The sequence below is a fragment of the Gracilimonas sp. genome (genome assembly GCF_035704785.1).
Taxonomy (GTDB): domain Bacteria; phylum Bacteroidota; class Rhodothermia; order Balneolales; family Balneolaceae; genus Gracilimonas.
In genome coordinates this window covers 1-10,442 of record NZ_DASSWP010000072.1, presented here as the reverse complement: position 1 = coordinate 10,442, position 10,442 = coordinate 1, and the positions used below count along the sequence as shown (strand labels likewise).

The 10,442-nt window shown below is 42.4% G+C and carries 15 protein-coding genes; 6 read left to right on the top strand and 9 right to left on the bottom strand.

Annotated elements, in window-relative coordinates:
• Positions 1-290 precede the first annotated feature (290 nt).
• The 5 genes from VFM80_RS04115 to VFM80_RS04095 all read left to right on the top strand — a co-directional run bounded on the left by VFM80_RS04115 (position 291) and on the right by VFM80_RS04095 (position 4,060).
• Positions 291-467: a hypothetical protein gene (locus tag VFM80_RS04115; RefSeq protein ID WP_395069830.1), complete on the top strand. Its 177-nt coding sequence runs from the start codon at positions 291-293 to the stop codon at positions 465-467.
• Between the two features lie 62 nt (positions 468-529).
• Complete coding sequence (locus VFM80_RS04110; protein WP_395069828.1) at positions 530-1,723, top strand: DUF4105 domain-containing protein; 1,194 nt, start codon at positions 530-532, stop codon at positions 1,721-1,723.
• 10 nt (positions 1,724-1,733) lie between these two features.
• Positions 1,734-2,525, top strand: a complete 792-nt coding sequence (locus VFM80_RS04105) for a cation transporter (protein WP_395069826.1) — start codon at positions 1,734-1,736, stop codon at positions 2,523-2,525.
• 1 nt (position 2,526) lies between these two features.
• Positions 2,527-3,399, top strand: coding sequence for a cation diffusion facilitator family transporter (locus VFM80_RS04100; protein ID WP_395069824.1), 873 nt, complete (start codon positions 2,527-2,529; stop codon positions 3,397-3,399).
• A gap of 37 nt (positions 3,400-3,436) precedes the next feature.
• Positions 3,437-4,060 carry a cation transporter gene (locus tag VFM80_RS04095; protein ID WP_395069822.1) on the top strand — a complete coding sequence of 208 codons (624 nt, stop codon included), beginning with the start codon at positions 3,437-3,439 and terminating at the stop codon, positions 4,058-4,060.
• On the opposite strand, the gene VFM80_RS04090 is transcribed toward VFM80_RS04095, so the two are convergent.
• From VFM80_RS04090 to VFM80_RS04080, 3 genes are read right to left on the bottom strand one after another with little or no spacing between them, the layout of a single operon-like run.
• Positions 3,995-4,552 (bottom strand): DUF5777 family beta-barrel protein, encoded by a 558-nt coding sequence (locus tag VFM80_RS04090; protein ID WP_395069820.1) that lies wholly within the window; start codon positions 4,550-4,552, stop codon positions 3,995-3,997. The genes VFM80_RS04095 and VFM80_RS04090 overlap by 66 nt on opposite strands.
• Positions 4,553-4,567: 15 nt before the next feature.
• Positions 4,568-5,149: a YceI family protein gene (locus VFM80_RS04085; RefSeq protein ID WP_395069818.1), complete on the bottom strand. Its 582-nt coding sequence runs from the start codon at positions 5,147-5,149 to the stop codon at positions 4,568-4,570.
• A complete protein-coding gene (locus VFM80_RS04080; RefSeq protein WP_395069816.1) occupies positions 5,139-5,561 on the bottom strand; it encodes a cupredoxin domain-containing protein in 423 nt (140 codons plus the stop codon). Before VFM80_RS04080 ends, VFM80_RS04085 begins: the two co-directional genes overlap by 11 nt.
• A 269-nt stretch (positions 5,562-5,830) precedes the next feature.
• On the opposite strand from VFM80_RS04080, the gene VFM80_RS04075 reads away from it, so the two are divergent.
• Complete coding sequence (locus VFM80_RS04075) at positions 5,831-7,318, top strand: transglycosylase SLT domain-containing protein (protein ID WP_395069814.1); 1,488 nt, start codon at positions 5,831-5,833, stop codon at positions 7,316-7,318.
• A 31-nt stretch (positions 7,319-7,349) separates the two neighbouring features.
• On the opposite strand, the gene VFM80_RS04070 is transcribed toward VFM80_RS04075, so the two are convergent.
• The 6 genes from VFM80_RS04070 to VFM80_RS04045 form a co-directional block, all read right to left on the bottom strand.
• A complete protein-coding gene (locus tag VFM80_RS04070; RefSeq protein ID WP_395069812.1) occupies positions 7,350-8,102 on the bottom strand; it encodes a DNA alkylation repair protein in 753 nt (250 codons plus the stop codon).
• A 17-nt stretch (positions 8,103-8,119) separates the two neighbouring features.
• Entirely contained in the window at positions 8,120-8,503 is a 384-nt protein-coding gene (locus VFM80_RS04065; protein ID WP_395069810.1) for a VOC family protein, read from the bottom strand.
• A gap of 18 nt (positions 8,504-8,521) precedes the next feature.
• Positions 8,522-9,067 carry a dihydrofolate reductase family protein gene (locus VFM80_RS04060; protein WP_395069809.1) on the bottom strand — a complete coding sequence of 182 codons (546 nt, stop codon included), beginning with the start codon at positions 9,065-9,067 and terminating at the stop codon, positions 8,522-8,524.
• Positions 9,068-9,136: 69 nt separating this feature from the next.
• Positions 9,137-9,571, bottom strand: coding sequence for an SRPBCC family protein (locus tag VFM80_RS04055; protein ID WP_395069807.1), 435 nt, complete (start codon positions 9,569-9,571; stop codon positions 9,137-9,139).
• A gap of 89 nt (positions 9,572-9,660) precedes the next feature.
• Positions 9,661-10,089: a VOC family protein gene (locus VFM80_RS04050; protein WP_395069805.1), complete on the bottom strand. Its 429-nt coding sequence runs from the start codon at positions 10,087-10,089 to the stop codon at positions 9,661-9,663.
• 40 nt (positions 10,090-10,129) lie between these two features.
• Positions 10,130-10,442, bottom strand: a 313-nt coding sequence (locus VFM80_RS04045; RefSeq protein WP_395069803.1) for an SRPBCC domain-containing protein, incomplete at its 5' end; no start/stop codon positions are given.

The following is a 10,442-nucleotide window of genomic DNA, read 5'->3' as shown; positions in this document are numbered from 1 at the left end:
TGAACGTGGTGACGGTATTATTTATATAACAGAAATAGAAGATGCCTATAGAATCAAAACGGGCAAATCTATAAAGATCAGGAAGACTTGATAGAAAGATTTGTACCAGAGGTCGTAAAAGCCATACGCACACAAACCGGGGAAACCCATGACGATGTCATACGATTGATTACCGTCACTATCCCTGAAGGTGTCGCCACTGATCTGGCGGCATCTTTTTTCTTAAGACCCAAAACAATGAAAAAGCATGATTTATTAAGCGTGAATTTTTAATCTGAACAGTTTGAGTTATGGAATGGACATTTGAAGATTTTGAAGCCGACCTGAGGGATCTGAATCCTAAGGTCCAGGAAAAAGCGCTGAAAATTGCCACCCGTTTAATGAAGGAGGGTGGATATACAGAAGGAGAAGCCATTAAAGAGGCTATTAAAGAAGCCGAACAATGGTTTTTAGACAGGCAGGCATAATGATCCCTCACTTGATATATAGATCCTTATCCCTAAAAATAATAGTTCTGTTACTGGCCCTTTTGCCTGTCCTGACCTTCTCTGTTTCGGCACAACAGCAAATAGAGCTTTCCCCAAAAGCACAGGTTAGCCTTATCACTGTTGCGCCCGGTAATGAACTATATTCGTTGTTTGGTCACACTGCATTACGGATCCATGATCCGGTAACGGGAATTAATCGTACCTACAACTACGGCACCTTTGAATTCGATGCCTCAGGATTCTATTGGAAATTCGCGCTTGGAGACCTACAATATTTCCTTTTAGCGAGCAGATTCGGGTACGTAAAAGAGGCATATCTGAATGCCGGACGTACTATTATCGAACAACAACTTAATTTGACACCGGGACAAGTAAAAGAATTATACAGGCTTCTGGAAATCAATGCCTTGCCCAAAAACCGGTACTATTCTTACGAATTTTTTTACGATAACTGTACCACTCGTGTTTATGATATCATTAGCAAAGTCATTGGTGATTCGTTTTCCTTTTCAGGGCCGCTGAACCCAAAGCAAAAAAGTTTTCGGGAGTTCATTAATCCCTACCTGGAGCCGGTTCCATGGGTTAAGTTTGGCGTTAATCTTCTACTGGGCATGCCCGCAGACCAGATTCCATCGGGGCCTGAAACTCTGTTCCTCCCTGATCTTTTGAAAACAGGCTTTGCCAAAGGAATAGTTCAGCGGGCAGATACCAGCGTTGCCTTAGTTGGCCAAGAAACAATATATACAAGTCCAAATCCGGTTAGTGCTCGATCTGTGTTTCTTACTCCGGCTCTGATCTTTTGGCTTCTGTTGGGAGTGATAATGATACTTACTTATACATATCCGGAAAATACCAAGTTGTGGATCTGGTTCGACCGTATCCTCTTTGGAGTTGCGTGCTTAGTGGGTCTGTTAATCTTATTTCTGTGGCTGTTCTCGGCTTATCCCTCCACAAAATGGAATCTAAATATACTATGGTCTCTGCCCGCATTGCCGCTCTTTGGGGTACTTCTTAATACCAATCGAGTTCTTTCAGCAAGTAGTAAGATACTATGGAGTATTTTCATAGCTATTATTGTCTTATTCCTGCTAAGCTGGATGTTTATTCCGCAGGAAATACCCGGTGCTGTTTTTCCCTTGATATTACTGCTTGGTTACCGGAGTTGGATAAGGTTTCAAACCAAATCAGTAGTCTCCAACAGTCAGCCTATACCAGCTAAAAAAGTCAACATGTAAATCATATCTTATGAAGAAATCAACCTTTAAAGTTGCTCAAATGGACTGCTCATCCGAAGAGCAAATGATTCGGATGAAGCTGGATGACATCGAGGGGGTACAATCTCTGAGCTTCGATATTCCAAATCGTAAACTGGAAATCTATCATGATGATGGGCTTTCTGAAATAGAGAAAGCTCTTAATTCCCTGAATTTGAACTCCTCATTGGAGTCAACAGAAGAAGCAACGGAGTTACCTTTTTCTGATGAAAAGACAGAGAAAAAGATATTGCGGTGGGTACTGGGTATTAATCTTACCTTCTTTGTTGTTGAGATGACCGGGGGTTGGATTGCTAATTCCATGGGCTTAATAGCTGACTCACTTGATATGCTGGCAGATGCATCCGTTTACGGGCTTAGCCTGTTTGTAGTTGGCACTACCGCTGCAAGAAAAAAGAAGGTGGCCAAAATAAGCGGATATCTTCAGATGGGATTGGCCTTCCTCGGATTTATAGAAGTCATCCGCAGATTCCTGACCAGTAGTGAAATACCTGAGTTTCAGTGGATGATTATTATCGCTTCTGTAGCCCTTGCCGCAAATATGGTTACCCTTTGGCTCATAAATAAAGCAAAAAGCCGGGAAGCCCATATGCAGGCCAGTTCCATTTTTACTTCAAACGATATTGTTGTAAATGGTGGTGTTATTGTAGCCGGAGTTCTGGTTTATCTTTCAGGCTCTAAATGGCCGGATTTAATTATTGGAGCCATTGTATTTAGTTTCGTGATGCGGGGCGCAGTAAAAATTTTAAAATTATCAAAGTAATATGGCCCACCAACATGAACATAAGGGTTCGGGTAACCTGAAAATAGCGTTCTTCCTGAACCTTGGTTTTACCATTTTTGAGTTTATCGGAGGTTTTTATGTAAACAGTATCGCCATCATTTCCGATGCCTTGCATGATCTGGGCGACAGCATTTCTATAGGCCTTTCCTGGTATCTGGACGAGAAGTCAAAACAAGAAGCAACGACTAATTTTACCTTCGGTTATAAACGTTTTTCATTGTTGGGTGCCTTGATTAACAGCCTTGTCCTGATCGCAGGTTCTATTTTTGTGATCAAAGCCGCGGTGGGCCGAGTTCTTGAGCCTCAGCATACCGATGCCACCGGAATGTTGCTTTTTGCTATTGTAGGTGTAACAGTGAACGGCTATGCCGCCTGGAGAACAAGCAAGGGAGAAACTTTGAATGAACGGGTCATCTCTTGGCATCTGCTGGAGGATGTTTTAGGATGGTCTGCCATATTGATTGGTTCCATCATCCTGCTTTTCTGGGATTCTCATTATCTCGATCCGGCTTTAGCCATATTGATCACATTGTACATACTTTGGGGTATCATAAAACGACTGAAAGAGACCCTTTATATTTTTCTTCAGGGTAAGCCTGAAGATATTGATCTGGAGGAAGTAAAACTGCGCCTGGGAAACGTTGCCAGAGTAAATTCACTTCATCATACCCACATCTGGTCACTGGAAGGAGAACATAATGTATTCACTACTCACGTTGTTTTGAATGAAATCAATACCTTCAACGATATTCTGGAGGTAAAACGGGAAATCAAAGATATATTAAAAGGGTACGAATTTTCACATTATACGGTTGAAGTAGAATTGAATGAAGAAACCTGTTCATTACGATGATTTAAAAATGGTTTAAAGGCAATTAGTTAGTCCAATTATGAAAAGCGAACAGGGGAAGAAAGACCTTAAGACAAGCAGGAAAATCCAAATATATAGTGTGGCTTATAATGTCATTGAAGCAGTAGTTTCACTGTATGCAGGTTTTGCATCAGGCAGCGCTGCTTTAATCGGATGGGGGTTGGATAGTATTGTCGAAGTTATTTCAGCAAGCACGGTATGGTGGCGTTTTAAGGGAGAGATAGAAGGAATAAGTGAACAAGGCGTGAAAAGAAGAAGTAGAATTTCCCTTTATGTAATCGCTTCTTCTTTTATAATCATTAGCATTTTTATTACCTATGATTCTATAACAAGCCTTCTCAACCGGGAAGTCCCAGACTGGAGTACAGCAGGCATAATTATCCTGGTTATTTCGCTGGTGATAAATCCTGTTATAATTTGGGCAAATTATAAATATGGCAAAAAGCTTAAGAATAAGGAGCTAATAGCCAAAGCCAAAGATACTTTTATATGTATGTATCAAACCATCGCAGTATTGGGAGGCCTGCTGGTAGTACGCTATTTGGATTTATGGTGGGCTGATCCTGTAGCCGCCTTTCTAATCGTTCCCTATGCACTGAAAGAGGGCTGGGGAGCTTTTCAGGACGGAAAAAATATCGGATGAGTTGAGAGGAAAAAATTTGACTAAGTATTTGAACTCGAGCCCAAGACCGGAGAGCGTACTGATTCCTAAAGAGGACTTGAAAGCTAGGTCAATCGGTACACTTCCGGATCTTGTTTGTCTGAGTATGTTATACTTGACCCTCAGATCTACGATCTTGTTAAAGGTCATTCTGCTGATTCCAACGGAAAACCGCTCACTGATCCCGTAATCCAGGCCAATTTTGGTATTGGCTCCATCATCCAATCCATAAAAAGTATCAATTCCCCCGTTGACCAGCCCAAAAGTATGCATGACCGAACTCTCCAGGTTGTTCTTATCAACATTCTGAACCGTACTTATTCCAATATTGGTGGTGGCCCAAAAGGTGCTTTCAACAAGCCCATCTGTCTGAGCTCGTTCTCTGGGCAACTGAGCGTTGGCTGTAACTGATATCAAAAGCAGCAGAATGAGGCTGTTTAAGATCAAAGAAGAAAGTATATGCAATTGCTTCATTATTGGTGCTCCGGTTTAGTTTTCAGCGGTTAGTTTTTGCCTGGATGTTGGTTTTAAAACAACCTCGATCCTGATCTCCTGGGTGTCATCAACCCTGTAGAAGAGAATACCCGGGGGTTTAATATCATGATCACTCAAGAGGAGAGACCATGTTGCCTCCAGTATCAATCCTTCCTCACCGGGCTCTATGCAGCCCTGAACTACTACATCGTTGGTTATTCCGTTTATGGTGAACTCACCGGTAGCCGTAACCTCTGTTCTTTGATCGGGAATGGAAGGTACAGTCTCAAATGAGCCCGTAAATTCAGCAAAAGGGTGGTCTTCTGTATTCAGCGTTTGATACATATCTCGGTCTCTTTTCCCAATTCCCGTTTTAAGGGTGGTCAGATCAATGTAGAAGTCGATAATATTCTCTTCAAGATCGATCATTCCGGTAAGCTGCTCCGATTCTCCCGAAAAGGAGTGCATGGGTACGCTTGACGTAAATTCAACATACCCGGAATCTGAGTAATAGACTGTATCAGCACGATCTACCGGATCCGGTGCAGCCAACTGAAAAAACGACAGAAAACAGAAAAGCAGACTATTAATAACCATTGCTATTATTGTTTTCTACTACGGTTACCGTACCGGTCATTCCATTGCTTACGTGGGGTATACAGAAATAAGGATATTCACCGATCTCAGTGAACTGATAGGAATATTCTTCTCCCGGCGCAATATTACCGCTGTCAAATTTGTCGTCGTGCTCACCGTTTGTGCCACTGGTCACAGTATGAACAACGTTGCTTCCGTTCGTCCATTTAACGGTAGTTCCAACTTTTACCTCAATGTTAGCGGGTGAAAATGACTGACTGCTCATTCCAACTACACTAGGTGCAGGCCCCCCGTTTCCATTCCCGTTGCCATCGTCATTTGGACCTGAGGCACTGCTGCTGCAGCCGATCATGGTTAAACTTACTACTAAGACCACAAATAGGGATACGAAGGGTATTTTTTGAGTATTCATAACTGTATAGGTTTAAGGGTTAAATCCAATGCATTAATTGCTGATTCTATAAACCTGTACAGTGAGTCAGGCAGGAGGGTTGCCTTGGTTTTATGAATTTTATTCAGTTAAATTTTGAGGAGCATATGATCTTGAGTGAATAAATTCAATATTATCAATAATTAGTAGAGCCTTATTAGTTTAGGATGCTGCAAATAGTAATGGAACATTCCGTTTTAATTTGATTTGAATAGAGTAAATTGAATGAAAAATCAAAAACTTTGCGATCAATGAGGATATCCGGTCTTATCTTAGCGTTGTCGGCAGTATTACTATCCGGTTGTATAACCCCGGATGATATAGACCGTTTTGTCGAAGAACATTTTGGCAGCAGTACTGTGGCGGTGGAGCGTGATTTCAATGAGATCAGAAATAGCGGCGTATTGCGGATGATAACCAGCTATGATGCCGAAAGTTATTTTCTTCGACATGGTTTTGAAGCGGGCTTTGAATATGAGCTATTGAATGAATTTGCCAGATCACACGGATTAGAGCTGGAGGTAATTTTTGTGGGAGAGGATGAAAGCCCCCATGACTTACTGAATTATGGTTCCGGTGATGTGGTGGCAGCCAATTACACCATAACCCCTCAGCGGAGAAGGCTAGTTCAATTTACCAGGCCCTATAAACTTTCGGACAAAATTCTGGTTTATTCTGACAGCCTCGAGGTAAAACCCGAATTGCTGGAAGAATTTTCAAACCTGGGAATACCTATACATATAAGCAGAGATCATTCAGATCTTATCCATCTGGAAGCGCTCAGGGATCAGGGATATGATCTTAATATCGATTTTTTACCTGATGAGGGAGATACAAGATCACTGCTCCTAAAGGTTTCAAGGGGAGAAGTACTCGCGACTATACTTGATGAGCATACCTTTAAAGCCGGTTCAAAATACATTCCGGGATTAAATAAAGGCCCGGTTATTGCCCGAAATGATACCGTTGCTTGGGCGATCAGAAAAAACGCCCAGGGACTGGAAGCTCAGCTTAATAATTTCCTGGAAAACCACTTCACATTCTCCGAGAATAGGGAAGAGCCCGTCCGGTCTTCTTTTTTGAATCAGTTACGCTACCGATATCACAATGAAAGTCCTCATCTTGAGGATTACTACAATCCGGAGAGATACTATTCAAGCATTGGGCTGATCTCATCGTTTGAGGACCTAACGAAATCCGTAGCAGATTCACTGGATCTGGACTGGCTGTTGCTGGCATCAATGATCGTTCAGGAATCCGGTTTCAATCCGGAGGCCAAGAGCTTTGCAGGAGCGGTTGGGTTGATGCAGATATTACCCCGTTTTTCTGCCACGGAGTATGAAAATCTATACGACCCTTTAACGAATATACAGGAAGGGGCATTGATACTGAAAGGCCATTTAGAACACTATGCCTATCTCGACAGTGTGAACCAGTTGTCATTTGCCCTGGCTACCTATAATGTGGGAATTGGCCATATGGTGGATGCCCGCCGGCTGGCGATGGAACAGAATAAAGACCCAAATCAATGGGATAATGTGGAAGACGCCCTTCTTAAACTGATGGATCAAAGATATTATCAACATGCCCGACATGGATATTGCCGGGGCATAGAGACGGTTCAGTACGTTAGAGAAATTCGAAATCGGTATCAAATGTACAATCGGGTTGCAGTTCTCAATGGCGAAACGTTTTCGGGGGTACCACCAACAAATATATCAGCCAGCTCAGAGAGGTAGTTTCTTCTAAATGCCAAATATACATTATCCTCTAATTGAGAGATTTAATGTCCGTCTTTCTGGTTGCATGCTTTATGATCCATAGAGTATGCTCATTTTCTGATTGCTTCCAGTTCTGTATCAATTTTACCGTTGGCTCGGAATTTACTTTAAGGTAATCAGTGAGATGGTTAGCAACGGATTTTTTTACGAAATGTACCGGCTCTTCTTTCAGTAACTCCAAAATGCCAAAAACAGGAGTGTAGTTTTCGATAAACAACTCCAGTTTTGAAGCCCAGGGAAGTTTTGGACGAAGTCCCTCGGATGCTAACCTGCGAAGGTGAAAGTTTTCAGACCGTGCCCAGCGTGTCATGACTGACATTGTTTTTTCAGGATATTCCCGAATAAAGGGACGGATAGCATATTCGCCGGTATTGCGCTTGGTAATTTCCTCGATGGCGTTGATTGAGGCTTCAAAATGATCCAACCCATATTTCTCTACAAACTTTGCGACAGGCATCACCCAGTAAAATTCAGTGAACATACCGGTTTCGTTTGGATTTTCCGGTCCCAGTATTTTTAGCAGGATCTTTGTGGATTCCGGGTAATCAGACGGCAATTGATGGTTCAATTTATCAGCTATTAGTTCAACCCGCTGCTTCAGCGCTTTGTTTTTTATGCCGTTTTGGATGGATGCAATAAATACTTCCCGATCAAACTCAGGATAAACCTTGATGATCTTGTTGGCAAGCAATGTGGCCAGTTCCTCATCAAAATAATCAGTGGGCTTTTTGTAGTTGCTCAATGCCGTTCATTTCATGATTAACGTTTGGAAGTGATCCACCAGGTGTTACCGTTTGAGTCTTTCACTCCGGCAGACCGGCCGTACTCCTTATTGGAAAGTTCCATCACGGTTTCTGCCCCTGCATGCAAAGCTTTTTGATACGTTTCATCAGCAGAATCTACATTTATATATAATCCGGCAGGCTGGGAAGTCCAGTCCTTGTTGCTTTCTCCGGCCATCAGTGTGCTGTCGCCAATCACAATTTCGGCGTGTACAATCCGGCCGTCATCATCGGTGTGTTTCATCTTAACCTCAGCTCCAAAAACATTTTGAGTGAAGGCCAGAAACTTGCTGACATCCTTTAAGATGAGATAGGGCATTACGGTTTTATAGTATCCGGGGTTTTGATCTGAGGCTGACATAGCAGTGTTTTGTGTGGTTTATTTTATAACTTCATACCGGCTTTGTACAAAACCGTTATCAAAGGTATTTGTTTGAAGATGCTTCATTTTCACATCTTTTGAAAGTGGCCCGAAAAGCGGAATTCCGGTTCCGATCAAAACGGGAATTTTGGTGATGGTAAGCTCATCTACCAAACCGGCTTCCAGGAACTTTTGGATGGTTATTCCTCCATCAAGGTATATGTGTCGATGGCCCAGCTTCTCCATTTCCTTTACAATTTTTTGGGGAGAACCAGAAAGGGAAGAGACAGTGTCGCTTATCCGCTTCGGGATCTCAACTCCGTTGTTGGTCAATACAAAAACAGGTTTTTTTCCATATGGCCACTCTCCGCCGAATGAGAGCACTTTTTCGTAGGTATTTCTTCCCATCACCAAGGCATCCACCGAACTCATAAGGGCTTCGTAACCGAAATCTTCGCTTTTATCCACATCACCATGTCCGCTATTGTGCAGCCATTCGATGTCGCCATCTTCCCGGGCAATGAAGCCATCCAAACTTGTAGCGATATACACGGATATTTTCATACTGTTTCGTTATTCGTTATTCGAAAATAGGTCGTTCTGTCTATCTCAACTCAATTAACTTTCAAAAATTCAGTGATTTTGATCCGATTCAGATCGTGCTTTTAGTCCTTGGTTTTCTTTTCTTAGTGCGTGGCGTGTAGCAATCCTGAAAAGCGGCCACATAATAATGGACATAAATCCTGAAGCTTCTAACCGAAGAGTATTCACAGTTCCGGATTCGGCCGGTTGAAGCAGATGAGTCGCCTTCATGTACAGGCCTCGACGTCGGGTTTCCCAACTAAAACTTTTATTTGGAATATGCTCTGTAATGGTCCAGTTCGACTCAGGCTGACCGGGCTGCTTGATACTGACTACATTACCGATTCCCAGCTTTTCTTGCCCGATAAAACGGACGGAAGAGATGGTTGGAGTCCATTCCGGCCATCGTTTTATATCTTCAGTTATATTCCATACATCATTCACTGAGGCGTTAATGTATATCTTATCTTCTACAGTCATGATCATTCAATGATTGGTTTTTTAAACCAAATCAAGTACGAAAAATCTATGAATGAGTTTCTTTATTTTAAAATTCTCGGTTTTTAACAGTGATCTTATGCCTCTTTATTAAAACTGACCATCCATTTCACATCGAACTTATCGGTACACATTCCGAAGTAATCGCCCCAAAACATATCCTGCATATCCATTTCGGTTTCGCCCCCGGCTGAAAGTCCCTTAAAAAAATCATCGGCTTGTTGCTTGCTGTCGGCAGAAATGCAGAGGTAAATGTTATTGCCGGGCTTTACTTTTTGATTCATGGATTCGAGCGCATCGGTGGCCATGATCAAGTTATTTTCTCCAAAGGCGAGGCCAATGTGCATCACTTTGTTTTGTTCGTTTTCAGGAAGCTCGTCGCCTTCGGGTGCATCCTTAAATCGGGAAATTCCTCCAATAAAATCTCCGCCAAAAATGGACCGGTAGAAGTTGAAAGCTTCTTCGGTGTTTCCCTGGAAGTTGAGGTATGGATTGATAGTTGGCATAGGTGTTTCGTTTATTGTTAATGGTTAATCGAAAATCAATTTAATTTTCGAGAAATTCAGCGAGTCTTGCAAGGGTTTGATGTCCTCCTTCAACAGCTCCGTATTCTGCGGCCTCGTTTCGTTTTTCGGCAGTAGGGAAGACCATATGCATCTCTACGGTGGTTTTTCCATTCACTTCCTCAAAAGTAATGGTTGCTTTGAAATGAGGCGGCTTTCCATCTTCCTCATATCCTGCAAAATGATCGTATTTCAGCAGCTCAGGCTTTTCGATCCTGGTATAGACGACTCTGTTGGGATAATTGGTTCCATCGGGTCCGTGCATGGTAAATATCCACTCACCTCCGACTTTAAAT